Source organism: Nostoc punctiforme PCC 73102, assembly GCF_000020025.1.
GTDB classification, from domain to species: domain Bacteria; phylum Cyanobacteriota; class Cyanobacteriia; order Cyanobacteriales; family Nostocaceae; genus Nostoc; species Nostoc punctiforme.
Genome location: NC_010628.1, coordinates 8,184,373 through 8,211,283, shown reverse-complemented (window position 1 = coordinate 8,211,283; position 26,911 = coordinate 8,184,373). Strand labels below are relative to the sequence as shown.

The window sequence follows — 26,911 nt, the reverse complement described above, 5'->3', positions numbered from 1 at the left end:
CCCAACTTCTGTACAAAATTGACACGCAATTAGATAAGCTTTTCTACTTAAAAAGCTGAAGGAAGACAAGGTTAATAGTAATGTTAAACTCACAGGCTAAACGCATCTTCATCAGTTACAAGCGTAATGCTAGCCCCGATGAACCAGTAGCACTCCAAGTCTTCCAAGCACTATCGCAGCAGCACAAAGTCTTCATCGACCAAACCATGTCTGTTGGCACACGCTGGGCTGAATGTATTGAAGCAGAAATCCGCCAAGCTGATTTTTTGATTACTTTCCTTTCTGCTTTGTCAACTAGCAGCGAGATGGTGGTGGCAGAGATAGAGACAGCACACCACTTGGCAAAATCACAGTCAGGACGACCGATAATTCTCCCGGTGCGTCTGGCGTATCAAGAACCGTTCCTGTATCCCTTGAGTGCTTACTTAAATGGGATTAACTGGGCATTCTGGAAAGATGCAGAAGATACGCCGCGACTAATTGCAGAGTTGTTGCAGGCTGTCTATGGCGGTGCATTAGCTATCAGTGAAGAAAAATCAAAAGCAGACTTAATCCAGAAGAGTCAGCCGTCACTCCTACCCCGTCCCTTTCCTTCAGCACAGCCTGTCTCCCTGGAAATGCCCGAAGGAACAATGGAATCGCAATCCGCTTTTTACGTGGAACGCTCATCTGATGCCCTTACTTTAGAGACTATTGAGCGGCAGGGTGTGACAATTACAATTAAAGGCCCCCGGCAAATGGGCAAAAGTTCCCTGTTAATCCGCACAATTAATACTGCTGTGAATGCAGGTAAGCGGGTTGCTTTGCTGGATTTTCAATTGTTTGACAAAGCTGCCTTAACTAATGCTGACCTTTTCTTTCGCCAGTTCTGTACTTGGTTAACTGATGAACTGGAAATGACAGATAAAGTTGATGAGTATTGGAATATGCCTTTGGGCAATAGTCAGCGTTGCACTCGCTACGTCGGCCGCTATTTGCTCAAAGAGTTTGGCAACCCCATTGTCTTAGCGATGGATGAAGTTGAAAGGGTCTTTGATACTGATTTTCGCTCTGATTTCTTTGGAATGCTGCGAAGCTGGCACAATAGCCGCGCCACTAATCCCATCTGGAAGCAACTGGATTTAGCGCTGGTTACTTCCACCGAACCCTACCAGCTAATTGATAATCTCAACCAATCCCCCTTTAATGTTGGGCTAGTAATTGATTTAGAAGATTTTACAGCAGCACAGGTTGCTGATTTAAACCGCCGTCATGGTTCACCCTTCAATGCCAGCGAAGAAAAGCAATTAATAGCGTTGCTAGGTGGACATCCTTACTTAGTACGCCTTGCACTTTACTCAGTTGCTAGCGATCGCCTCTATCCTACCGAATTATTTGCCAATGCGATCGCAGAGGATGGCCCCTTTGGCAATCATTTGCGTAACCACCTCTTCCGGCTGCATAACAAACAGGAGTTGGTTCAAGGTATGTTCCAAGTAATTCACCAGAACACCTGTGAAGATGAGCGCATCTTTTTCCGGTTGCGGGGTGCGGGTTTGGTGCGCCGGGAAGGGCGTGTAGTGTTTCCTCGTTGTCAACTTTATACCGATTATTTCCGGGAGCATCTACGTGGGTAATCCAAGCATTTACACCGTGGGGGGGACTGTACAGGCTGGCAGTGGGATTTACATTCCCCGTCAAGCTGATGAGGAATTGCTTGGTTTATGTCGGTCAGCAATATTCGCCTATGTGCTAACGCCGCGCCAAATGGGTAAGTCTAGCCTGATGGTACGCACGGCAGACACATTAAGGGAAGAGGGGATTAGCTCAGTAATTGTTGACCTTCAGGAATTGGGGGCAAGTGTCACAGCCGAACAGTGGTATTTTGGCTTTTTGGTCAAACTGGATGACCAACTTATGTTTGATACAGATGTGGTGAGTTGGTGGCAAGAACACGAGCATCTGGGAGTATCGCAACGGCTGACACAGTTTTTTGAGAAGGTTTTGCTGGCTGAGGTTGAAGGGCAAGTGGTGATTTTTGTGGATGAAATTGACTCTACCCTCAGCCTGGATTTTACCGATGATTTTTTTATCGCAATTCGTTATCTCTATGTTGCCCGTGCGACTAATCCTGAGTTTGGGCGGCTTTCTTTTGTTTTAATGGGGGTAGCGACTCCCGGCGATTTAATCAGCGATGCCAAGCGCACACCGTTTAATATTGGACAGCGTGTGGATTTAACTGATTTTACCTTTGAGGAAGCCTTACCCTTCGCTGAGGGATTGGGATTACCCAGCGATGAGTCTAAGCAGGTATTACGCCAGGTGTTGAAGTGGACGGGGGGACATCCTTATTTAACGCAGCGTCTCTGTGATGCCTTGGTTTTGATCCCCCCAACCCCCCTTAAAAAGGGGGGCAATGAACTTCCAGATTTGGAGATTCCCACAGCCCCCGTTAGCAACAGTTCTATTGTTCCCCCCTTCTTAAGGGGGGTTAGGGGGGATCGAGTCTTATCCTCTGCCGATATAGACAGCATAGTTAGCAGCACATTTTTTGGCGCAATGAGCGAACAAGACAATAACTTGCAGTTTGTCCGCGATATGCTCACCAAACGCTCACCAGACCCGGAGGTTTTGACTATTTACCGCGAGATTCGCTGGGGTAAGCGGGCGGTTGTGGATGAAGAACAGTCTTTAGCTAAATCTCACTTAAAGCTTTCAGGGGTGGTGCGGCGGGAGAATAATGTTTTGCGGGTGCGGAATGAAGTTTATCGGCAAGTCTTTGATTATAAGTGGATTAATAAACATTTGCCGTTTAACTTGCGGGATAGATGGGAACAGCTTAAACCTGCACTGCCTTATGTGATTGTAATGATTGTATTTTCGACATTATCGACGGGAGTCGCTTGGTATATTTACAAGCAAAATCTGATTGCCCAAAAAGCCCGTGACAGTGAAAAAGAGCAACGTTTAATTGCTCAAGATGCCCTAAAAAGAGAACAAACACAGCGGCAAGAAGCAGACCGTCAAACAAAAAATGCTCAGAACCAGCAGCAAAAAGCAGAGGAACAACACCGGGAGGCAGACAAGCAGCGTCAAAGGGCTGAAACAGGTGAGGCACAAGCCAAGTCGGCACAGGAATTAGCAGAAAAACGAGGAATAGACTTAGAAAAAGCCCTTAAGCAAACAAAAGCGGCTGAACAATTAGCAAAGGATAGACAGGCAGACGCTGAAAAACAGCGAAACATTGCCCAGAAACAAGAACAGCAAGCAATTGCCGCCAAAGCCGATGCAGATAAACGCCGGATAAATGCCGAAATTCTTGCCAATAGCCTGAAATCACAAAACCTGATGGCATCAAATTTTGAACTTGATGCTTTAATAGAAGGTTTGAAGGTAGGAAAACGACTCAAAACACCAAATAAAAAGGTAGAACCAAATACCCGCGTTTTGGCAGTAGCCACACTCCAGCAAGTAATTTATGGAGTCAAAGAACGTAACCGATTAGAAGCTCATAGCAGTTCGGTTAGGGGCGTGGCATTTAGCCCCGACGGTCAAACCATTGCCTCTGCAAGTGATGACAAGACGGTGAAGCTGTGGAATCGCAACGGGCAACTCTTACAAACTCTCACTGGTCATAGCAGTTCGGTTTGGGGCGTGGCATTTAGCCCCGACGGTCAAACCATTGCCTCTGCAAGTGATGACAAGACGGTGAAGCTGTGGAATCGCAACGGGCAACTCTTACAAACTCTCACTGGTCATAGCAGTTCGGTTAGGGGCGTGGCATTTAGCCCCGACGGTCAAACCATTGCCTCTGCAAGTGATGACAAGACGGTGAAGCTGTGGAATCGCAACGGGCAACTCTTACAAACTCTCACTGGTCATAGCAGTTCGGTTTGGGGCGTGGCATTTAGCCCCGACGGTCAAACCATTGCCTCTGCAAGTGATGACAAGACGGTGAAGCTGTGGAATCGCAACGGGCAACTCTTACAAACTCTCACTGGTCATAGCAGTTCGGTTTGGGGCGTGGCATTTAGCCCCGACGGTCAAACCATTGCCTCTGCAAGTGATGACAAGACGGTGAAGCTGTGGAATCGCAACGGGCAACTCTTACAAACTCTCACTGGTCATAGCAGTTCGGTTAGGGGCGTGGCATTTAGCCCCGACGGTCAAACCATTGCCTCTGCAAGTGATGACAAGACGGTGAAGCTGTGGAATCGCAACGGGCAACTCTTACAAACTCTCACTGGTCATAGCAGTTCGGTTAATGGCGTGGCATTTAGGCCCGACGGTCAAACCATTGCCTCTGCAAGTGATGACAAGACGGTGAAGCTGTGGAATCGCAACGGGCAACTCTTACAAACTCTCACTGGTCATAGCAGTTCGGTTTGGGGCGTGGCATTTAGCCCCGACGGTCAAACCATTGCCTCTGCAAGTGATGACAAGACGGTGAAGCTGTGGAATCGCAACGGGCAACTCTTACAAACTCTCACTGGTCATAGCAGTTCGGTTTGGGGCGTGGCATTTAGCCCCGACGGTCAAACCATTGCCTCTGCAAGTGATGACAAGACGGTGAAGCTGTGGAATCGCAACGGGCAACTCTTACAAACTCTCACTGGTCATAGCAGTTCGGTTAGGGGCGTGGCATTTAGCCCCGACGGTCAAACCATTGCCTCTGCAAGTGATGACAAGACGGTGAAGCTGTGGAATCGCAACGGGCAACTCTTACAAACTCTCACTGGTCATAGCAGTTCGGTTTGGGGCGTGGCATTTAGCCCCGACGATCAAACCATTGCCTCTGCAAGTGATGACAAGACGGTGAAGCTGTGGAATCGCAACGGGCAACTCTTACAAACTCTCACTGGTCATAGCAGTTCGGTTAGGGGCGTGGCATTTAGCCCCGACGGTCAAACCATTGCCTCTGCAAGTGATGACAAGACGGTGAAGCTGTGGAATCGCAACGGGCAACTCTTACAAACTCTCACTGGTCATAGCAGTTCGGTTAGGGGCGTGGCATTTAGCCCCGACGGTCAAACCATTGCCTCTGCAAGTGATGACAAGACGGTGAAGCTGTGGAATCGCAACGGGCAACTCTTACAAACTCTCACTGGTCATAGCAGTTCGGTTTGGGGCGTGGCATTTAGCCCCGACGGTCAAACCATTGCCTCTGCAAGTTCTGACAAGACGGTGAAACTGTGGAATCTCAATTTGGATGATTTAATGGTTAAGGGTTGTACTTGGGTGCGCGATTATTTGCAAAATAACCCCAATGTGAGCAAGGACGATAAGCATTTATGTGATGATATTGGCACACGCAGGTGATAGACCTCTCCCTACCTTGAACTAAAGTTCAAGTTTCTCTGCGAGTCGGAGAGGGATAATTTTGTGTAGTAAAAGCAGGGAGAGGTCTTTTGATTAGGGTACGCGGAGAGATTTCTATAATGAGCAGCCCCAACTTAGAATAAATCTGCCAGACACCACGAACAAGCAAAGCTTCATAACGAAATTTATGCCTTTGTTGATGAAACTCATGCTTTTGTTGATGAAACTCATGCTTTTGTTGATGAAACGCATGCCTTTGTTGATGAAACGCATGAGTTTGTTGATGAAACGCATGAGTTTGTTGATGAAACGCATGCCTTTGTTGATGAAACGCATGAGTTTGTTGATGAAACGCTTATATGTTTACGTGTTATCACTTATATGATTTTATAATAATGGTACGCCACTGAAAAATCTGATGGTGCGTAGACGTAGCCCGTTGTAGCGATCGCTTTTGCTGTAATTTGAGAAAGTGCGATCGCTGTTATTGTAATCTGAGGAAGTGCGATCGCTATTACTGTAATCTCAGAAAATGCGATCGCTATTACTGTAATTTGAGAAAGTGCGATCGCTATTACTGTAATCTCAGAAAATGCGATCGCTTTTGCTGTAATTTGAGAAAGTGCGATCGCTGTTACTGTAATCTGAGGAAGTGCGATCGCTCTTGCATCACTAACCTTGATTTTGCGCTAACCAAGCTTCTAAATCGGTTAAATCCGAAAAATCAAGTAAAGCCTCAGCTAAATCATCCAACTGTGTTGAGTCCAAAGCTTGTATTTTCAATAGCTGTGCAGGTGGTACAGTTCCAACCTTTCGACAAAGTTGTCGTATAATAATCGATAAAGCTTTTTCCTGCTGGATATCCTGATAAATTACAGACTCGCGCATAGCATCACTCCGTAATAAATTTTTAATCAGTTCCTTGTTTAATACTAACCCAGCTAATATTGCCGTTGAAGCAGCAATATTACTTTGTGTTCGAGTATCGTTTATTTGCTCAATAGCTTCTGCAACCTGTTGTAATGTTCGCGTTTTATCCTTAGTTTGACTGAGGGTTGCAAACGGTAACAAACCAGGAGTATTTAAAAATATCTCGCTGGGTTGTTCCCAAAGACGAATAACTCCAAATTCATGACGGGTATTTTCTAAAACAAAAGCTGTTTGCTGGACTAATTCGGATGCGGTGGGTTGCAGGTAAATGACAACTTGATACATCCGCTTTCGGAGAAATTTTCGATACACTCTTAACCGATAATCAGTCATCCGAAAGGGAATTTCGGCTTTTGCTTCGGTCTGGAATTCGATATGCAGGACAATTTCATCTGACTGTAACAGAATTAACGCATCTGCTCGAATTGGTTCGAGGGATAATTCTGATGGACTGAGTTGGGTGAGTGAAATAGATTCGCCAAGTAACCAAGTAGCGAAATCGGCTGAAAATGACTCTGCTAAAAAGCGACAGACATTATCAAACATAGACAGGTATTATATCAGCGAGGTATTGTCTGTCACAAAGAGATTTTAGTAATGAGCGATGTCTACGACGGGCTAGCCTACACCTGAACTTAGGATAAAGCGATCGCTAATTCACCACCAATATTACAAATACTTCTGCAACAATAACCCTAACTTTTCCTTCGTTGCGGCTGGTGCTTTATCCAATTGAGTCAAAATCGCATACTGCAACGCCGAATGCGCCTCACTGGTTGGCGGATTTTCACTCAAGCGCCGCACAGTTTCTTGAATCACCTTTTGAGCATTCACAGCATTCCGCAGCAAATTGCCAATCACCAATTCCACCGTCACACTGTCATGGTCTGGATGCCAACAATCATAATCTGTCACCAGCGCTAAGGTTGAGTATGCAATTTCCGCTTCCCTTGCCAACTTCGCCTCTGGTAAATTCGTCATCCCAATGATAGTTGCGCCCCAACTGCGGTAAAGATTCGATTCTGCCTTAGTGGAAAAAGCTGGCCCTTCCATGCACACATAAGTACCGCTGCGATGCAGAGTAACATCTGGTAAATTGAGAGATGCGATCGCATCTGCCAACACAGCAGCCAAGTTCTTACAAATCGGATCGCCAAAGGCAATATGAGCCACAATTCCCTCACCGAAAAACGTGGAAATCCGATTTTTGGTTCTGTCAATAAACTGATCTGGCACCACCATATCCAATGGTTTCGCCTCTTCCTTCAAGGAACCCACAGCACTAGCTGAAATTAAATACTTCACACCCAATTGCTTCATCGCATAGATATTAGCGCGAAACGGTAACTCAGAGGGTAACAGCGTGTGATTGCGGCCATGACGCGCCAAAAAAGCTACCCGTGTACCATCCAATGTTCCCAGAATCAAAGCATCAGATGGTGAACCAAAGGGGGTTTGGATATGCACCTCTTCTACATCTTTGAGCGCGTCCATTTTATACAGACCACTGCCACCAATAATCCCAATACTAGCTTGAGCCATGATCCTGAACCTGTTCCTTAGCGATCTGCTAAGTTATTTTACCGAAAAGGGGAGTAGCAGAGAAACCAACAAAGAAAGCGATGTCTACGACGAGTGGTTCCTGAGCGCAGCCGTAAAGCCTGCGGCATAGCTACGTTTAGGGCGCAGCTTCTCGTAGAGAAGGGCTACGCTTAGAGACTATTGAATTGTTTGCGTGCAGATAGAAGCGATCGCCCGGTTACTTGAACGTTGATTATTAAATCTGTTGATTATTAAATCTTTAGATCAAATCTCCAATGTTTTTGCAGATTAATGGTTATATTCAGCCTCGAAATTAATTGTCACCATAGCGTGTAATCGATGCTTAATGTATACAAATATTAAGTAAATGCACTCCTGAGCAGCGAAACAAACCAAGCGTTATACTTTTGGAAAAAGACTTGTTTTAACCTCTGCTTTTAACATTTTCATAAATCAATGACTCTCAATTTTCGCTTTGCGGTAGTTAGCGACTTACACGTGGCGCTTCCCCACACAATCTGGGATCATCCTAGCCGTTTTCATCTGGTAGAAGTCAGTATCTCGGCGTTTCAAAGTGTACTAGAACATCTAACACAACTAGATTTAGATTTCTTATTGTTGCCAGGAGATTTAACCCAGCACGGCGAACCAGAAAACCATGCCTGGTTACAACAATGTTTAGCCCAGCTACCTTTTCCCGTCTATGTTGTTCCTGGTAATCATGACGTTCCTGTGCTGTTGGCAGATCAGCAATCAATTGCTTTCGCGGATTTTCCCCACTATTACACGAAGTTTGGCTATGAAGATCCGCAGCAGATTTACTACATTCGTCAATTGCTACCTGGAGTCAAGCTGATTGGATTGAATTCTAACTACTTTAATGACGAGGGGGAGCAGGTAGGGTGTTTGGATGCCAAACAGCTACGGTGGTTAGAAGAGGTGCTGGCGGCATCTGTTGATGAATTAGTTTTGGTGATGGTGCATCATAATGTGGTGGAACATTTACCCAATCAATCGAACCATCCACTGGCAAATCGCTACATGTTGTCCAATTCAGCAGAACTGTTGCAATTGCTGAGGCGCTACGGAGTCAAGCTAGTATTCACAGGGCATTTGCATGTTCAGGATATTGCTTACTCAGATGGAGTATATGATATTACCACTGGTTCTTTAGTGAGCTATCCTCACCCTTATCGGGTGCTAGAGTTTCATCGGGATAACCAAGGTAAAGAATCTTTGCAAATTTTATCCCATCGGGTAGAGTCAGTGCCTGATTTTCCAGACTTGCAAGAGTCATCGCGGCAGTGGATGGGCGATCGCTCTTTTCCCTTTTTAGTCAAGTTACTAACTCACTCTCCATTAAACTTACCACTATCACAGGCGAAAAGATTAGCTCCTAGTTTGCGAGACTTCTGGGCAACTATCGCTGATGGAGATGCAGTATTAGACTATCCCCACTTTCCATTAGAAGTGCGTCGCTATATTGAGACTTATAATGCATCAGCACAGTCCAACCCAGGTATGTCCACTGGTGGAACTCTTACACTGATTGATAATAACAGCACACTTTTGCTGCGTTAGGAGTGATGAGTATCCGTGTGAAGGTAACTTTTTTTGTCTGGGCTGAATGCTTGGCAGTCGAGTAGCTTATTCTGTTGTATTTCTTTTAGATAGCGATCGCCTCCGGGGGGCGGTTAAGCCATCGCTTCTGCCATAATTCTCCTATCAAAAGTAACCGAGACGCGGGCTACTCCAAACTCTTGTACAGACGAGATTAATCGCGTCTCTAATTACCGATATCTTCATTCCAAAGTTCGGGATTCGTTTCAATAAACTCACTCATCATTTGTTCGCAATCGTCAAGATTAAGATCGATTACTTCCACACCGTGAGATACCATAAATTCTTTAGCACCAGGAAAAGTTTGGGATTCTCCGACGATGACTTTTTTAATACCAAATTGCACCACAGCCCCAGCGCACAGGTAACACGGCATTAAAGTTGAATAGAGTGTAGTGCCTCTGTAGCTGCCAACTCTTCCAGCATTGCGGAGACAATCGATTTCCGCGTGCGTGACAGGATCGCCATCTTGTACACGTTTATTGTGTCCTCTGCCGAGAATTTTGCCATCCTTGACGAGAACCGAACCAATGGGAATTCCACCTTCTTCTCTGCCTTGTTTTGCTTCTTGAATCGCAGCTTCCATAAACTCATCCATATTAATATCTCCTTTTATGTCAAAACAACTTGTATTAATGGATCACGATGGCGGTGTAGATGACTATCTGGCAACTATGCTGCTGTTGACGATGGATCGTATCGAACTCCTTGGTGTTGTCATCACTCCAGCAGATTGCTACATCCAACCGGCTGTTAGCGCCACACGTAAAATTCTCGATTTGATGGGATTTTCTCATATCTCGGTTGCAGAAAGCACTGTGCGCGGCATCAATCCATTTCCTACTCTCTATCGCCGTGATTCCTTTATCGTTGACCATCTCCCCATTCTCAATCAAAGGGAAACCATTACTACGCCTCTAGTTGCCGAAACAGGTCAAGATTTCATGATTAAGGTGTTGCGTGAGGCATCAGACCCCGTAACGTTGATGGTAACTGGGCCGTTGACCACCGTTGCAGTAGCTTTAGACAAAGCACCGGATATTGAAGCCAAAATTCACAAAATTGTGTGGATGGGAGGTGCTTTGAATGTCGGTGGCAATGTAGAAAAAAGTTTAGAACCTGGACAAGATGGTTCTGCCGAATGGAATGTTTATTGGGACGCGGTTTCAGCAGCGCGGGTATGGGAAACCAAAATTGAAATTATTATGTGTCCTTTGGATTTAACTAATAATGTTCCAGTCACATCAGAATTAGTGCAAAAAATGGGGCGACAACGCCACTATCCCATCTCTGATTTAGCCGGACAATGTTATGCGCTAGTTATTCCCCAAGATTATTATTTTTGGGATGTGCTGGCCACAGCTTATTTGGGACACCCAGAATTTTATCAATTGCGCGAATGGGAAACAGAAATTATCACTACTGGAGTCAGCCAGGGGCGGACTAAAGTAGTTTCTGGCGGTCGGAAAATTTATGCGATGGATAAAGTAGATAAAGACGCTTTTTATACTTATATCTTGCAGCAATGGGCAAGATAAAAAAATTAGGTGGCTGGCGTGATAGTCAAATTGGCTCGCCATCTGCTATTTAGATGTCGCCATTAAGTAAAGAAGTTTGTCATTAAAATGGAGATCCTGCAATTCAGGAGGTGGAGGAACAAGTGGTGGGCCTTCTATGATTACAGGAATAATTTCGGGGGAACGTAATCCATCAGATCCTTGTCGCTCAAGAGCATACAAGACTTCTTTAAGCACCCACGGCGATTCTTTCGCAGCAGTAGACCAAAATAGTAAGAAGAGATCGCACTCATCAATGTTGCGATAAAGTTCTTGCTCCCAGCGATCGCCAGGTTCTAAATTAAGGATATCTTGAAAAACTGTAATGCCACTTACAGCAAGTCCCTGTACCCTTTTAAGAACTTCTGTCCGATCTTTAGAAGAATAAGAGACGAATGCTTTTGTATAATGTCGAGCAACTTCTCCTACTAATTGAGGCTCTTTTGATGTAGAAGACGCAGACGGAATAATCGATAATTTGAATTTTAGATGACCGAGAGGAATTGTGTTTTGGCTGGCAGTAACAATTCCAATGACTGTTTTCTGAGTTATATCAGCAGGAACCGTTACTCCAAATTGAATAGAATCTGCTCTACCATTCCAACTCAAATTTTGAATCGGATCGTCCACTTCTAGTTTTGGAATTGACAAGTTAAAAGTGAGTTCACTTCCCCGTTTAATAGGTACTCCTAAACTTCTCACACCTAACTGTTTAGCTTCAGGATCAAATTGTTGAGCATTCTGTTTGGCAGATTCAACTTGTTCAGGAAGATGAACAAAGACTTGGACGAGAAACATATCGTTTGGAGTTACAGAAGCAGGACTGAACACACTACAATCGACCAAATCTTTAGTTATATCGGCAGGTTGTAAAGATCGTTCTTGAATAGTTGGAGTTTCTTGTAGCTGCACTTTTAACTGTTTAATAACTTCTTCTTCAACCTCGATACCGCCAAAATCCGAAGAACGAAAATTAGCATAAGACTCGATATTATTAACTGCAACAGTAGAGCCGATATAAGCATTCTCATAATAATAAGTTAGATAATCAGATATCTCAATATGCTCCTTACGGACAAACCATGTATCTTTGCCATTGATAGAGTTTTTCAAGATAATTCTGTAATATTCTTTCTCTTCAGTATAAGAAATAATCTGTAAGACCCTTTTGACTGGAATCAGAATTTTTTCATCTTCAGCTAGTTCCGCTAACTTACTTGGACGAAGTTTGAGGAAATTATCATAAGTTACTATAAAAACAAACATAATTAACCCTTGGATTATTAATAAGTGAGAAGTTTCAAACCTAAAAAAAGAGCCGCAACGGTTCCTGCAACAGAAATTTCACCTTGGGCAATTTTATCTAAAACTGATTCTACAGGGATAAATACAACTTCAATCTCTTCGGTAATATCCAGTTGTTGCTCTCCAATTTTGCTAACATTCTCTGCTAGAAATAAATGTATTTGATTAGTATCTTTACTCGGCTTATCGTATAAAGTTCCGATTTTTCTAAATTCTTGGGATATATAACCAGTTTCTTCTGTAAATTCTCTAATTGCTGCCACTTCTGCACTCTCTGTTGTAGGATCGAAATTTCCTGCTGGTAGTTCTAAGAAAAATTCACCCACTGCGTGTCTATATTGGCGGACAAAAATAATTTGTCTATTAGTAGTGATAGGTAAAACCATCGCAACATCAGGCTTAATACTGACAAAATAATCATCTATAATTTTCCCATTGGGCAATTCTATTTCATCTTATCTGACCTGACACCAGGGGTTATCTAAAACCATTTTTGATTTTAAAGTTTTCCATTTTTTTAAGTTGCTCATAAATCAAGTAAAAATAAAATTATGTATAAAAACTTTAGTAACTAAGCTATGAATGTAAAAAAGTATAACAGATACATCCGATAATCTAAACTTTGAACTTACACTTGCTTTTGCAATAACATAATATGCAGAATTAGTATGCAAATAAATGTAAATTTATTTACGGTAAATAAAAGATTTCCATTGACCATTAGTAGAGGTACAACGGCACAGACAACGAATGTATGGGTGAAGATTTCACATGATGGGATCGAAGGTTGGGGAGAAGCGTCGCCGTTTGGTGTGGGTAATCATCGGCAATCAACTGATACAATCAAAAATGCTTTAGAGCAAGTTGTGCCACTGTTACAAACATTCAGCCCTTTACAACGACAGCAAATTGAGCAAGTTTTAACACAAAACCAGGTTCCTTCTGCTGCTAGAGCAGCCTTGGATATGGCAATGCACGACTGGTTAGGTAAGCGCGTAGGATTACCTTTATGGCAACTTTGGGGACTCGATCGCAATCAAATAGTCCCAACTTCAGTCACAATTGGGATCAATTCGCCTGAAGGTGCTAGAGCCAGAGCGCGAGACTGGTTACAATTTACCGATGTCCGCCTTTTCAAGGTGAAGTTAGGTAGTCCAGATGGCATAGATGCAGATAAAAAAATGCTCTTAGCGGTGCGAGAAGAAGCACCAGAACCAGAGTTTTTCGTTGATGCTAACGGGGGTTGGAGTTTAGAAGATGCGATCGCAATGTGCAATTGGCTAGCTGAATTGGGTATAAAGTATGTAGAACAGCCATTGCCACGGGGCGAGGAAAAAAGTTTAGCAAAACTCAAAGAACACTCTCCCCTACCCATCTTTATTGATGAAAGTTGCTTCACAAGCTCTGATATTCCCGATTTGGCAAATCACGTGGATGGTATTAATATCAAACTGATGAAATCAGGGGGACTAACAGAAGCGATGCGAATGGTACATACAGCGCGAGCATATCGGTTGCAAGTAATGTTCGGTTGCTATTCTGATAGTTCCCTAGCTAATACAGCAGCATTACAGCTAGCGCCACTAGCTGATTATTTAGATTTAGACAGTCACCTCAACTTAATCGATGATCCCTTTACGGGTGCATTGCTAAAAGAAGGTAGAGTTTTGCTAAACGATTTACCAGGTTTGGGGGTAAAACACAGTGCGTCTACCACTTAATCAACGAGTAGCTATCTTACTTCATGAGGGAACTACTGGGGCTCACGGCAAAACAGGACTCGCAATTTTACGTTACAGCGAAGCACCAATTGTAGCCGTCATCGATCGCGAATGTGCTGGCAAATCTCTGACAGAATTAACAGGTATCAAGCGTGATGTTCCAATTGTGGCATCGGTAGCCGCAGCCCTACAGTACAAGCCAGAAGTTTTGGTAATAGGCATTGCTCCAAGTGGTGGTGCCATCCCAGATGATTACTGGCTAGAAATCAAAGACGCTCTAGAAGCTGGGATGTCTTTGGTGAATGGTTTGCATACACCAATGGCAAATATACCGGACTTAAATGCACTGCTCAAACCAGGGCAACTAATTTGGGATGTTCGCAAAGAGCCGCCTAATATAAGTGTTGCTAGTGGAATAGCCCGCACGCTTCCGTGTCGGCGGGTATTGACAGTGGGAACCGATATGGCGATCGGTAAAATGTCAACTAGCCTACAGTTACATTGGGCATCAAAACTGCGGGGCTGGCGTTCTAAATTTCTCGCCACAGGTCAAACTGGGGTGATGTTAGAAGGTGATGGTGTGGCTTTAGATGCCGTGCGGGTAGACTTTGCTGCTGGTGCTGTGGAACAAGTAGTCATGCGCTACGGCAAAAACTATGACATCTTGCACATTGAAGGACAAGGTTCACTGCTACACCCTGGTTCAACGGCAACTCTACCCCTGATTCGTGGTTCCCAACCAACTCAACTGGTGTTAGTCCATCGGGCGGGACAAGTTCATGTCCGCAATCATCCCCATGTAATAATTCCACCTTTACCAGAGGTAATTCGTCTTTATGAAACCGTTGCTAGTGCAGGTGGCGCTTTTGCAAGTGTGCCTGTAGTGGGTATAGCGCTTAACACAGCACATTTAGATGAATCTGCAGCTGAGGAAAGCATCGCTCAAATAACAGCAGAAACCGGGCTACCTTGCACCGATGTAGTCCGCTTTGATGCCAATGTGCTTTTGGATGCAGTGATGAAGAATTAGATGGTTAGAGAGACGCGATAAATCGCCGTCTTTACAATATACATCTGGTGAAAATGAACAGACGTTGCAATGCAACGTCTCTAAATGTGACTGTAAGCATAAGTTTGCCGGGGTGGCACGTTTATGGTTTCAAATTGTCACTTAAAGGATATTGTGGCCGTTTTTAAAGCATAAAGTGGCCGCAGTAGTAAAACCTTAGAGAAAGGCGAATAAATAAGATTTACTGTGAAAGATCCAGTCTTATCTGCCTTAAAACATCAATTACCTCAGCCTGCCACAGCAAAGAGGGATGAGGCATAAATTTTCTGAGATTTTTAGCAGTAGGGGTAATGCCTTGTGCATGAAGTACTGAAGCGAGTTGGCGTACTTCTCGACAGCCTTGCTCAATAGCTAGTTTATGGACGAATTTGCGGTAATCTTTATAGCGTAAAGAAATAGCATGGCACACAATAGGGCAATAGTGGTAGAAAGTAGCCAAACCAATACCAGTTCTCTTAGCTATTTTTCTTAGAGAAGGTGGTGGATACTCGTCGCTAAACAAAGCTAATTCAAGTATGTCTCTGATGTGTAAAAATCTTAGCTGCTGTTGATATTCACTATATCTAGTAGCCAAAGATGCTGATAAAGATTTTGAGCAAGCAGTTAAACTACTAGGAGTTTTGAATCCTAAACGAACAGCTAATTGAGTTAAAGAAGGAGGTGGTTCTTCTTCTTGAGCTAGTTGCATCGCCTGAATAACTCGTTCGCACTTAGGACTACTATTTGAAGTAACTAAAGCAGACTGTGATGATAATTTTTTCTGTTTAGGAGCAGGTAGAGAAACTAGCTGCTTAAGAGTAAGAGGTAGTATTTTAAGTTGAAGAAAATCGACAAGATTAGTTGATAAGGCGTAGCAGATTTTCAAAAGTTTATCTAAATTTGGGATGGCTACACCTGAATACCAATGTAGAATTTCATATCTCGATAACCCAAGCCAACGACCAAAAGCGGAAACATTACCTTGAGTATATTGATAGACGTAAGCTTCTAGGATTGTTTTAATAGTCTCTCTTGGAGGTGGACAAGGAAATTCAGGAGCTTGAGCAATTAAATCTCCTAAAGTCTTAACTATCCAAATCTCTTGCTGTAAATTGGGTATCTCCTCGAACAATCTCTTATCTGGCAAAGATACTTCATAGTTCATCCCCAACCAACCACCACATTTCAGACAAAATCCAGGTCGTGAGTTATGCCACAGGTGTAAAAATTCAAGGTCACAGTGAGGACATTTTGATTCTAAAAATCGATAATGGATGGGACAAATGTTAGCTGGTTTCAAAGCCCACAGCAGAGGTGAATAAATGACTTGTTGATTATTTAACCAGTCTTGATAGCAATAAGGACACCAAGCATGAGAATGCTTGAGCAATCCCAAAACTGGGAAGACTTTTGCCCAAGGTAGCATTGTCAAAAACTGTAAGTCAGTACGTTTTGTCAATATTTCTAGAGCAAAAACCAGTTGTTTAGCTCCAATTTGTGTTCCGTTTAAAGCTTTTACAGAAGCTTGTCCATACAAACTTACGATACTTTTAGAATTCAAGGGATTGGTAGTATGGTTATGCCCAACTATTGGTTTTATCTCTCTAGCCAATAAAGTTCCAGGCAATACGCTATGAGCTGCGGCTAGACGAGCAACATAGCTAGTCAGACTTTCAACATAACAAGTACCAAGTCCAATCGGTTCCAGATGAAACAACCGGCTAGGACTGGGAGTAAATTCTGGGTCTTTGAGCCACAATTCATCGTTAACCGCCATGTTAGTCATCATCTGAATTTACCCCTACATCATCTCTTTTAGGTTTTCTTTGTCCAACACGACCTTTTTTGAGTAGGGAATTTTTGGCTGGCATTTTTATTCCATGTTCTGTTGAATATTGCCGCTCAAAAAAACTGGATTCTTCTTGAAAGCGTTTAAATCCCTGTTGTGCTTCTTCCTTAATTTTGTTGATACGAGATGCAGAAAAAGCACCTAATTTAAGATGTTTGCTATTAAGAGTCCGAGCTTCTTCAGAATAGGCAACTCTCAAAGAACGAGTTAACCAATTCTTCAATAGCCCCACACAACCAACTGAGCCAGAAAAAAGATACTCATAGTGTTGTTCTAATTTTGGTTCTTGTACAAGCGGAATGTGGCGTTGAAAAGTTCTAATTACTCTAATAAATTCAGCAATATCTTCTGGGTTATCAGCTTGGTAAGGTAACAGGTGAATATCTTCGCTACGCCGCCCTATTTGCCCATTCAAGGTAGGACAGTTAAGCAGTTCATAAGTTCCAAATAAAATATGTACTGTACCAGTAAGATTAGCAATAGACTTAATCCAGTTCATTTGCTGTAACATCTGGTGTCCGCCTGCCATCATAAATAAATGCTGTGCCTCGTCTACAGTAAAAGCTTTTACCTGACGATAACGAAATGCTTTTTCCATTGCTCGGCGTAATGCGGGCGAATCTTGGCGGTAAGCCCGATTTAGCAACCCCAAATCCTTTACCTCACCGTGAGGAATTTCATAATCAATTTTGTATTCAATCAAAACTTCCTGAAGGGATTCTAGGGCGCGAGTGTAATAATCTTTATAGCTAAACTTTCCTTGTTCTGTTGGAATAGCTTCAATACCAGCAACAGCAATTTGACCAGGATTTTGGCGTAATGAGGGGAGAAATTCGTAATTTAGCAGATTTTCCAGACGCAAGCGTAAGGTTGTTTTTCCTACACCAGTCACACCAAAAACTAAAAATACTAAAGTGTCAGCTGGCTCCAGAATATTAATTAATAAAGTATCTAAGGCTTGTTTGAGCCTTTGATGTGGAATAGTGATACTTTTGAAATAATCAGTTTTAATTTCGTTCGGCTGTAAGAGAAGTTCTTCTGGAAAAGAGTGCGACTGAATTTTTACCATAGCTCCTCTGTATTGTAAGCTTCTATTTTGGTTAAATCTATTAATTTTTTTGCTGATGATTTTGGCTTTTTAATGCTTTCTGAACCTGCCAAAATATTTTTATCTACATCTTGAACATTAGCTGAATAATTGTGTTTACTTAATTTACTTTCAATAACTGAGCTTTTTTCAATTAAAACCCAAATATCTTGTTGTGCTAAATCATGTAAGCGTTGTAATAACAAAGTTTCTTGGGCTTCAGTTCCTTCTAAATATGTAGCTTTTTCTTGGGCAGATAGAGTAATTCTTTGAGCGTGTTTCTGCCTTTTTCGACGTAATTGTGTGCTGGCTATGTTCACTTCTTTTTCGGAACGATTTTGGAAGGATTTGTAATGTTCAGAAATACAGCGTATCCAACGTCCCTTAACGTAAGCATAAGCAGTCCCCATATCAAAAGGGTCGTAACGAATAGGTACATTAGTTCCTTCAATTTCTGGTCTTATGAACGAATCATCAATTGACCAATAGTAGAGATAATTAATTTTCACGCCTCTACTTGGTTGAACTTTTGCAGTTCCTTTAGGTGTAGAAGGTAAGGTAAAAATCTTAAAATTATCATCATAAATAATCTGTTTCTGAGGGCGATAACCACTTGAATTTAGCCCTGACATAAAAGTTTGACGTGGGCTTTGTCCTAATGTTGGATGTTCTCTGCAATCATAGAATTCGTAACAATATGAACAAAAGTTTTCGTAGAGTTGATCTAGTGTCCAAACAGCTTGATTTTTGGGATTATTTGATTTCGTGACTTGGCGGACATTCTTAGTAATTTGAGTGTTGCCTCTAAGATTATAAAAAAACTCTGTATTTGTAGTTCCAAAAATACGTTCAATAATTGAACCAAATCTGGCTTTCGCAGCTGGTCGCTGCTTTTTGGTACATTCAAAAGCCGCTAACAAGGTCTCAAAGTATGTACTACTAAATTCTGTCCCACCGTCAACAACTATTGTCTCTGGTAATTTCTCAAATCGCTGTACGCAGATTCTTAATACCATCATGCAACTACGGTAGCTTGGCTCGTCAAAAGTTAGGTAAACTGCGAGAATACGTCGGCTGTAAGCATCGATTAACAGAGTTGCCCAAGGTCTACCAAGAAGATAACCTGTTCGGGAGCATACTAACTCAATATCCAGTTGCGTATGGTCAATGTGTGCTATCTCAAATGGACGGTCGCCATGACATGGTGTGGTTAATTTCAACTCCCAATACAATAAAGATTGTTGATAAGCTGCTCTGTTTCCCTTACGTTTTTTTGTTTGCCTATAACCAGAACGATGTTGAATTCTAGAACAAAATGTAGCGTAGCTAGGCAGCTTATCTGTTAGACCTGCTTTCTCCCATTCTCTTGCTAGAATTCCATAAACAGCTAGTTTGCTTCTTTGTTGAAAAGTTTCATAATATTCTTCAATTATTTTGTCAATGAAATCTTGAGACGATTGAGAAATTCTGGGTAAGCGATTGCCTCTAGCATTAGAGTTATTTAGCAGCCCAATATAACCACATTTGTACGCCTTTTGTGCTGCTATAAACTTAGCCTTCCATCTGCGAATAGTACGTTGTGGAACAGTTTCTTTATCTCTATAACTGTCATTAAGATAAGGTTCAATTACTTCATATCTTCGGTTAGCTTCTGCCAAGTCTTCAGGACTAGCTCTCAAAAAACGCTCCATTGCTTTTGGAGACATTTTTACTTGATTATGAGTTTTAGGTTCCAGTTGATTGGGTTTAACATCTAAAATATTCAGAATCGTTCCATTATTCGGTTGCGATTTTATCATTTGTACATAAGCTACCGCGATTTCTTGGTCACGGAAAAGCTGTACTTTTTCTGGCTCTGCTAAGGGTGCGGCACTCAAATTAATGTAAATTTTTTTTGTAGCTATTAAAGCATTTATGTCATCAGGATTGCTCTGTTGAGTATGAATCATTTCCCAATAACTTATGCCCGGATTTAAGCTAATTAACTTCACCAAATTTTCAGCTATTTCTGGGTCAATTTGGTAATCTTCAGTAGTATAGGCTTTGAGAAATAGTCGATTTCTGTATTTAATCCAATCAATTTCTGTATCTAACCGAATTCGGTAATACAGTCCTAATTTTTCTGCATAAGCAACTGCTGGCAGGTTTAACCACTGCCCATCTTCTGAACGCATATAACGTTGTGATTGTTTAGCTGCTAATTTTTCTAATCTTGATTCTGGTTTCCACTCTTCAAAACCTGCACTCCGCTTCCGAATTACGAAAAAGTCTGGTATATGCGAAGCTTTGATTATTTCCCCACTGCTTGAGGGGAATTCTAGAGTAATTTGATATGCTTGGTCGTAGTATTCGAGTACATCTGCGTCTTCTTCGTACTCCTCTACACCTGGCAATTCAATTTTATGGGACTCAAATTGAATAGTTTTTCCCATTTTGCGACTGGCGTAGTCGCCCCGGACATTTATACCACTGCTTTTGACTCGCCGAATTGGTTCAGAGGCACGGATTTGGGAAATTAATTGCCTAGCCTCTTGTGGTAAATTTACGCCGCGACACCAATCATTAAACTCTTGGTCGCTCAACATATTGGCCCCCAAGCTTTTAAAGCCGCAACAAGCTCTTACCACAAATCTAGGCTTTCGCCAGTTAAACAGTCTTTTATTGATATAAATATTTATACTTACCAGTTCAGATGACTGCGGCCACTTTATGGTTTAAAAACGGCCACAATATCCTTTAAGTGACAAGGATAAGCGCCAAGGCTTGATTTAACGTTCCGCGATGGCGCAAGCGCCCGCCGTAGGCGATCGCAGCCTTAAAATTTGGCTTTGAAACCAAAAAGTTGCCGAAAGTCTAAAAATCAAGCATAAACGTGCCGAAAGTTAAGGGATTATGCACCCTCAAATACCTGAAGTAGCAAGTTTGTCTCTTAAAAACCCCAAAAATTCAAGCTGTCGTAAGTCCATTTGTGTCACTTAAAGGATATTGTGGCCGTTTTTAAACCATAAAGTGGCCGCAGTCATCTGAACTGGTAAGTATAAATATTTATATCAATAAAAGACTGTTTAACTGGCGAAAGCCTAGATTTGTGGTAAGAGCTTGTTGCGGCTTTAAAAGCTTGGGGGCCAATATGTTGAGCGACCAAGAGTTTAATGATTGGTGTCGCGGCGTAAATTTACCACAAGAGGCTAGGCAATTAATTTCCCAAATCCGTGCCTCTGAACCAATTCGGCGAGTCAAAAGCAGTGGTATAAATGTCCGGGGCGACTACGCCAGTCGCAAAATGGGAAAAACTATTCAATTTGAGTCCCATAAAATTGAATTGCCAGGTGTAGAGGAGTACGAAGAAGACGCAGATGTACTCGAATACTACGACCAAGCATATCAAATTACTCTAGAATTCCCCTCAAGCAGTGGGGAAATAATCAAAGCTTCGCATATACCAGACTTTTTCGTAATTCGGAAGCGGAGTGCAGGTTTTGAAGAGTGGAAACCAGAATCAAGATTAGAAAAATTAGCAGCTAAACAATCACAACGTTATATGCGTTCAGAAGATGGGCAGTGGTTAAACCTGCCAGCAGTTGCTTATGCAGAAAAATTAGGACTGTATTACCGAATTCGGTTAGATACAGAAATTGATTGGATTAAATACAGAAATCGACTATTTCTCAAAGCCTATACTACTGAAGATTACCAAATTGACCCAGAAATAGCTGAAAATTTGGTGAAGTTAATTAGCTTAAATCCGGGCATAAGTTATTGGGAAATGATTCATACTCAACAGAGCAATCCTGATGACATAAATGCTTTAATAGCTACAAAAAAAATTTACATTAATTTGAGTGCCGCACCCTTAGCAGAGCCAGAAAAAGTACAGCTTTTCCGTGACCAAGAAATCGCGGTAGCTTATGTACAAATGATAAAATCGCAACCGAATAATGGAACGATTCTGAATATTTTAGATGTTAAACCCAATCAACTGGAACCTAAAACTCATAATCAAGTAAAAATGTCTCCAAAAGCAATGGAGCGTTTTTTGAGAGCTAGTCCTGAAGACTTGGCAGAAGCTAACCGAAGATATGAAGTAATTGAACCTTATCTTAATGACAGTTATAGAGATAAAGAAACTGTTCCACAACGTACTATTCGCAGATGGAAGGCTAAGTTTATAGCAGCACAAAAGGCGTACAAATGTGGTTATATTGGGCTGCTAAATAACTCTAATGCTAGAGGCAATCGCTTACCCAGAATTTCTCAATCGTCTCAAGATTTCATTGACAAAATAATTGAAGAATATTATGAAACTTTTCAACAAAGAAGCAAACTAGCTGTTTATGGAATTCTAGCAAGAGAATGGGAGAAAGCAGGTCTAACAGATAAGCTGCCTAGCTACGCTACATTTTGTTCTAGAATTCAACATCGTTCTGGTTATAGGCAAACAAAAAAACGTAAGGGAAACAGAGCAGCTTATCAACAATCTTTATTGTATTGGGAGTTGAAATTAACCACACCATGTCATGGCGACCGTCCATTTGAGATAGCACACATTGACCATACGCAACTGGATATTGAGTTAGTATGCTCCCGAACAGGTTATCTTCTTGGTAGACCTTGGGCAACTCTGTTAATCGATGCTTACAGCCGACGTATTCTCGCAGTTTACCTAACTTTTGACGAGCCAAGCTACCGTAGTTGCATGATGGTATTAAGAATCTGCGTACAGCGATTTGAGAAATTACCAGAGACAATAGTTGTTGACGGTGGGACAGAATTTAGTAGTACATACTTTGAGACCTTGTTAGCGGCTTTTGAATGTACCAAAAAGCAGCGACCAGCTGCGAAAGCCAGATTTGGTTCAATTATTGAACGTATTTTTGGAACTACAAATACAGAGTTTTTTTATAATCTTAGAGGCAACACTCAAATTACTAAGAATGTCCGCCAAGTCACGAAATCAAATAATCCCAAAAATCAAGCTGTTTGGACACTAGATCAACTCTACGAAAACTTTTGTTCATATTGTTACGAATTCTATGATTGCAGAGAACATCCAACATTAGGACAAAGCCCACGTCAAACTTTTATGTCAGGGCTAAATTCAAGTGGTTATCGCCCTCAGAAACAGATTATTTATGATGATAATTTTAAGATTTTTACCTTACCTTCTACACCTAAAGGAACTGCAAAAGTTCAACCAAGTAGAGGCGTGAAAATTAATTATCTCTACTATTGGTCAATTGATGATTCGTTCATAAGACCAGAAATTGAAGGAACTAATGTACCTATTCGTTACGACCCTTTTGATATGGGGACTGCTTATGCTTACGTTAAGGGACGTTGGATACGCTGTATTTCTGAACATTACAAATCCTTCCAAAATCGTTCCGAAAAAGAAGTGAACATAGCCAGCACACAATTACGTCGAAAAAGGCAGAAACACGCTCAAAGAATTACTCTATCTGCCCAAGAAAAAGCTACATATTTAGAAGGAACTGAAGCCCAAGAAACTTTGTTATTACAACGCTTACATGATTTAGCACAACAAGATATTTGGGTTTTAATTGAAAAAAGCTCAGTTATTGAAAGTAAATTAAGTAAACACAATTATTCAGCTAATGTTCAAGATGTAGATAAAAATATTTTGGCAGGTTCAGAAAGCATTAAAAAGCCAAAATCATCAGCAAAAAAATTAATAGATTTAACCAAAATAGAAGCTTACAATACAGAGGAGCTATGGTAAAAATTCAGTCGCACTCTTTTCCAGAAGAACTTCTCTTACAGCCGAACGAAATTAAAACTGATTATTTCAAAAGTATCACTATTCCACATCAAAGGCTCAAACAAGCCTTAGATACTTTATTAATTAATATTCTGGAGCCAGCTGACACTTTAGTATTTTTAGTTTTTGGTGTGACTGGTGTAGGAAAAACAACCTTACGCTTGCGTCTGGAAAATCTGCTAAATTACGAATTTCTCCCCTCATTACGCCAAAATCCTGGTCAAATTGCTGTTGCTGGTATTGAAGCTATTCCAACAGAACAAGGAAAGTTTAGCTATAAAGATTATTACACTCGCGCCCTAGAATCCCTTCAGGAAGTTTTGATTGAATACAAAATTGATTATGAAATTCCTCACGGTGAGGTAAAGGATTTGGGGTTGCTAAATCGGGCTTACCGCCAAGATTCGCCCGCATTACGCCGAGCAATGGAAAAAGCATTTCGTTATCGTCAGGTAAAAGCTTTTACTGTAGACGAGGCACAGCATTTATTTATGATGGCAGGCGGACACCAGATGTTACAGCAAATGAACTGGATTAAGTCTATTGCTAATCTTACTGGTACAGTACATATTTTATTTGGAACTTATGAACTGCTTAACTGTCCTACCTTGAATGGGCAAATAGGGCGGCGTAGCGAAGATATTCACCTGTTACCTTACCAAGCTGATAACCCAGAAGATATTGCTGAATTTATTAGAGTAATTAGAACTTTTCAACGCCACATTCCGCTTGTACAAGAACCAAAATTAGAACAACACTATGAGTATCTTTTTTCTGGCTCAGTTGGTTGTGTGGGGCTATTGAAGAATTGGTTAACTCGTTCTTTGAGAGTTGCCTATTCTGAAGAAGCTCGGACTCTTAATAGCAAACATCTTAAATTAGGTGCTTTTTCTGCATCTCGTATCAACAAAATTAAGGAAGAAGCACAACAGGGATTTAAACGCTTTCAAGAAGAATCCAGTTTTTTTGAGCGGCAATATTCAACAGAACATGGAATAAAAATGCCAGCCAAAAATTCCCTACTCAAAAAAGGTCGTGTTGGACAAAGAAAACCTAAAAGAGATGATGTAGGGGTAAATTCAGATGATGACTAACATGGCGGTTAACGATGAATTGTGGCTCAAAGACCCAGAATTTACTCCCAGTCCTAGCCGGTTGTTTCATCTGGAACCGATTGGACTTGGTACTTGTTATGTTGAAAGTCTGACTAGCTATGTTGCTCGTCTAGCCGCAGCTCATAGCGTATTGCCTGGAACTTTATTGGCTAGAGAGATAAAACCAATAGTTGGGCATAACCATACTACCAATCCCTTGAATTCTAAAAGTATCGTAAGTTTGTATGGACAAGCTTCTGTAAAAGCTTTAAACGGAACACAAATTGGAGCTAAACAACTGGTTTTTGCTCTAGAAATATTGACAAAACGTACTGACTTACAGTTTTTGACAATGCTACCTTGGGCAAAAGTCTTCCCAGTTTTGGGATTGCTCAAGCATTCTCATGCTTGGTGTCCTTATTGCTATCAAGACTGGTTAAATAATCAACAAGTCATTTATTCACCTCTGCTGTGGGCTTTGAAACCAGCTAACATTTGTCCCATCCATTATCGATTTTTAGAATCAAAATGTCCTCACTGTGACCTTGAATTTTTACACCTGTGGCATAACTCACGACCTGGATTTTGTCTGAAATGTGGTGGTTGGTTGGGGATGAACTATGAAGTATCTTTGCCAGATAAGAGATTGTTCGAGGAGATACCCAATTTACAGCAAGAGATTTGGATAGTTAAGACTTTAGGAGATTTAATTGCTCAAGCTCCTGAATTTCCTTGTCCACCTCCAAGAGAGACTATTAAAACAATCCTAGAAGCTTACGTCTATCAATATACTCAAGGTAATGTTTCCGCTTTTGGTCGTTGGCTTGGGTTATCGAGATATGAAATTCTACATTGGTATTCAGGTGTAGCCATCCCAAATTTAGATAAACTTTTGAAAATCTGCTACGCCTTATCAACTAATCTTGTCGATTTTCTTCAACTTAAAATACTACCTCTTACTCTTAAGCAGCTAGTTTCTCTACCTGCTCCTAAACAGAAAAAATTATCATCACAGTCTGCTTTAGTTACTTCAAATAGTAGTCCTAAGTGCGAACGAGTTATTCAGGCGATGCAACTAGCTCAAGAAGAAGAACCACCTCCTTCTTTAACTCAATTAGCTGTTCGTTTAGGATTCAAAACTCCTAGTAGTTTAACTGCTTGCTCAAAATCTTTATCAGCATCTTTGGCTACTAGATATAGTGAATATCAACAGCAGCTAAGATTTTTACACATCAGAGACATACTTGAATTAGCTTTGTTTAGCGACGAGTATCCACCACCTTCTCTAAGAAAAATAGCTAAGAGAACTGGTATTGGTTTGGCTACTTTCTACCACTATTGCCCTATTGTGTGCCATGCTATTTCTTTACGCTATAAAGATTACCGCAAATTCGTCCATAAACTAGCTATTGAGCAAGGCTGTCGAGAAGTACGCCAACTCGCTTCAGTACTTCATGCACAAGGCATTACCCCTACTGCTAAAAATCTCAGAAAATTTATGCCTCATCCCTCTTTGCTGTGGCAGGCTGAGGTAATTGATGTTTTAAGGCAGATAAGACTGGATCTTTCACAGTAAATCTTATTTATTCGCCTTTCTCTAAGGTTTTACTACTGCGGCCACTTTATGCTTTAAAAACGGCCACAATATCCTTTAAGTGACAATCCTGCGGCAAGGTTATGCTTTCAAAAGCGGCAAACTTATGGTTACAGTGACACTAAAAGGGTTTCAGGTAACGCATAATTAATTTCTGGAGATGTCTAATAAGTAAGTCCTTTGTAGAGACGGCGATTTATCGCGTCTCTTGCCTTAACCGAACCGTATTGTCTCTACTCTTTCAGGACTTACGCCAAAAATAGCCCAAACCGTTATTTTCCGGTAGGGGTAATTCATGAATTGCCCCTACCGCGTGTAGTTTTGCGTAAGTTCTATTTTTATACAATTTTGGATTTTAGATTTTGCAATTTAAAAAATTGCGTAATATATGACATTTTCGGCGGCTGGGGTAGCTTTGCCTCAATCCCCTATGCCTGATAAGTTATTTTTATTAAAATAATCAGCCCTTTTTTGTCAAGTCCTCTTGA

General features: G+C 41.5%; 17 protein-coding genes. 9 read left to right on the top strand and 8 right to left on the bottom strand.

All coding sequences use genetic code 11. From position 1 onward, the window contains the following. Nucleotides 1-80 precede the first annotated feature (80 nt). Together NPUN_RS33655 and NPUN_RS33650 are read left to right on the top strand one after the other, a co-directional pair. Nucleotides 81-1,616 (top strand): AAA-like domain-containing protein, encoded by a 1,536-nt coding sequence (locus NPUN_RS33655; RefSeq protein WP_012412804.1) that lies wholly within the window; start codon nt 81-83, stop codon nt 1,614-1,616. Continuing rightward, on the top strand, nt 1,609-5,298 hold the full coding sequence (locus tag NPUN_RS33650; protein WP_012412803.1) for a P83/100 family protein: 3,690 nt from the start codon (nt 1,609-1,611) through the stop codon (nt 5,296-5,298). The genes NPUN_RS33655 and NPUN_RS33650 overlap by 8 nt, the downstream gene beginning before the upstream one ends. Nucleotides 5,299-5,970: 672 nt before the next feature. On the opposite strand, the gene NPUN_RS33645 is transcribed toward NPUN_RS33650, so the two are convergent. Then, the gene (locus tag NPUN_RS33645; RefSeq protein WP_012412802.1) at nt 5,971-6,774 is read right to left on the bottom strand and encodes an Rpn family recombination-promoting nuclease/putative transposase; all 804 of its coding nucleotides are present in this window, start codon (nt 6,772-6,774) and stop codon (nt 5,971-5,973) included. Nucleotides 6,775-6,897: 123 nt separating this feature from the next. Beyond that, nucleotides 6,898-7,770, bottom strand: a complete 873-nt coding sequence (locus tag NPUN_RS33640; RefSeq protein ID WP_012412801.1) for an S-methyl-5'-thioadenosine phosphorylase — start codon at nt 7,768-7,770, stop codon at nt 6,898-6,900. A 456-nt stretch (nt 7,771-8,226) separates the two neighbouring features. Here NPUN_RS33640 and NPUN_RS33635 point away from each other — a divergent pair, with 456 nt between their 5' ends. Continuing rightward, the gene (locus NPUN_RS33635) at nt 8,227-9,351 is read left to right on the top strand and encodes a metallophosphoesterase family protein (RefSeq protein WP_012412800.1); all 1,125 of its coding nucleotides are present in this window, start codon (nt 8,227-8,229) and stop codon (nt 9,349-9,351) included. Between the two features lie 205 nt (nt 9,352-9,556). Here NPUN_RS33635 and NPUN_RS33630 read toward each other — a convergent pair whose 3' ends face one another. Beyond that, the gene (locus tag NPUN_RS33630; protein ID WP_012412799.1) at nt 9,557-9,988 is read right to left on the bottom strand and encodes a nucleoside deaminase; all 432 of its coding nucleotides are present in this window, start codon (nt 9,986-9,988) and stop codon (nt 9,557-9,559) included. Nucleotides 9,989-10,004: 16 nt separating this feature from the next. On the opposite strand from NPUN_RS33630, the gene NPUN_RS33625 reads away from it, so the two are divergent. Then, on the top strand, nt 10,005-10,928 hold the full coding sequence (locus NPUN_RS33625) for a nucleoside hydrolase (RefSeq protein ID WP_012412798.1): 924 nt from the start codon (nt 10,005-10,007) through the stop codon (nt 10,926-10,928). A gap of 45 nt (nt 10,929-10,973) precedes the next feature. On the opposite strand, the gene NPUN_RS33620 is transcribed toward NPUN_RS33625, so the two are convergent. Both NPUN_RS33620 and NPUN_RS33615 read right to left on the bottom strand, forming a co-directional pair. Beyond that, nucleotides 10,974-12,212, bottom strand: coding sequence for a toll/interleukin-1 receptor domain-containing protein (locus NPUN_RS33620; protein WP_012412797.1), 1,239 nt, complete (start codon nt 12,210-12,212; stop codon nt 10,974-10,976). A 17-nt stretch (nt 12,213-12,229) separates the two neighbouring features. Continuing rightward, a complete protein-coding gene (locus NPUN_RS33615) occupies nt 12,230-12,700 on the bottom strand; it encodes an NUDIX hydrolase (protein ID WP_234711168.1) in 471 nt (156 codons plus the stop codon). 219 nt (nt 12,701-12,919) lie between these two features. Between NPUN_RS33615 and NPUN_RS33610 the strand changes: the two genes are divergently transcribed. Continuing rightward, nucleotides 12,920-13,972, top strand: coding sequence for a dipeptide epimerase (locus tag NPUN_RS33610; RefSeq protein WP_012412795.1), 1,053 nt, complete (start codon nt 12,920-12,922; stop codon nt 13,970-13,972). Continuing rightward, entirely contained in the window at nt 13,956-15,002 is a 1,047-nt protein-coding gene (locus NPUN_RS33605; protein ID WP_012412794.1) for an N-acetyltransferase DgcN family protein, read from the top strand. The genes NPUN_RS33610 and NPUN_RS33605 overlap by 17 nt, the downstream gene beginning before the upstream one ends. A gap of 220 nt (nt 15,003-15,222) precedes the next feature. On the opposite strand, the gene NPUN_RS33600 is transcribed toward NPUN_RS33605, so the two are convergent. From NPUN_RS33600 to NPUN_RS33590, 3 genes are read right to left on the bottom strand one after another with little or no spacing between them, the layout of a single operon-like run. Continuing rightward, a complete protein-coding gene (locus tag NPUN_RS33600; protein ID WP_012412791.1) occupies nt 15,223-16,809 on the bottom strand; it encodes a TniQ family protein in 1,587 nt (528 codons plus the stop codon). Further along, nucleotides 16,799-17,938, bottom strand: coding sequence for an ATP-binding protein (locus NPUN_RS33595; protein WP_012412792.1), 1,140 nt, complete (start codon nt 17,936-17,938; stop codon nt 16,799-16,801). The genes NPUN_RS33600 and NPUN_RS33595 overlap by 11 nt, the downstream gene beginning before the upstream one ends. Next, complete coding sequence (locus NPUN_RS33590; protein WP_012412793.1) at nt 17,932-20,541, bottom strand: Mu transposase C-terminal domain-containing protein; 2,610 nt, start codon at nt 20,539-20,541, stop codon at nt 17,932-17,934. Before NPUN_RS33590 ends, NPUN_RS33595 begins: the two co-directional genes overlap by 7 nt. A 545-nt stretch (nt 20,542-21,086) precedes the next feature. Here NPUN_RS33590 and NPUN_RS33585 point away from each other — a divergent pair. From NPUN_RS33585 to NPUN_RS33575, 3 genes are read left to right on the top strand one after another with little or no spacing between them, the layout of a single operon-like run. After that, nucleotides 21,087-23,696 (top strand): Mu transposase C-terminal domain-containing protein, encoded by a 2,610-nt coding sequence (locus NPUN_RS33585; protein WP_012412793.1) that lies wholly within the window; start codon nt 21,087-21,089, stop codon nt 23,694-23,696. Continuing rightward, nucleotides 23,690-24,829: an ATP-binding protein gene (locus NPUN_RS33580; protein WP_012412792.1), complete on the top strand. Its 1,140-nt coding sequence runs from the start codon at nt 23,690-23,692 to the stop codon at nt 24,827-24,829. The genes NPUN_RS33585 and NPUN_RS33580 overlap by 7 nt, the downstream gene beginning before the upstream one ends. Further along, on the top strand, nt 24,819-26,405 hold the full coding sequence (locus NPUN_RS33575) for a TniQ family protein (RefSeq protein WP_012412791.1): 1,587 nt from the start codon (nt 24,819-24,821) through the stop codon (nt 26,403-26,405). The genes NPUN_RS33580 and NPUN_RS33575 overlap by 11 nt, the downstream gene beginning before the upstream one ends. Nucleotides 26,406-26,911: the final 506 nt, after the last annotated feature.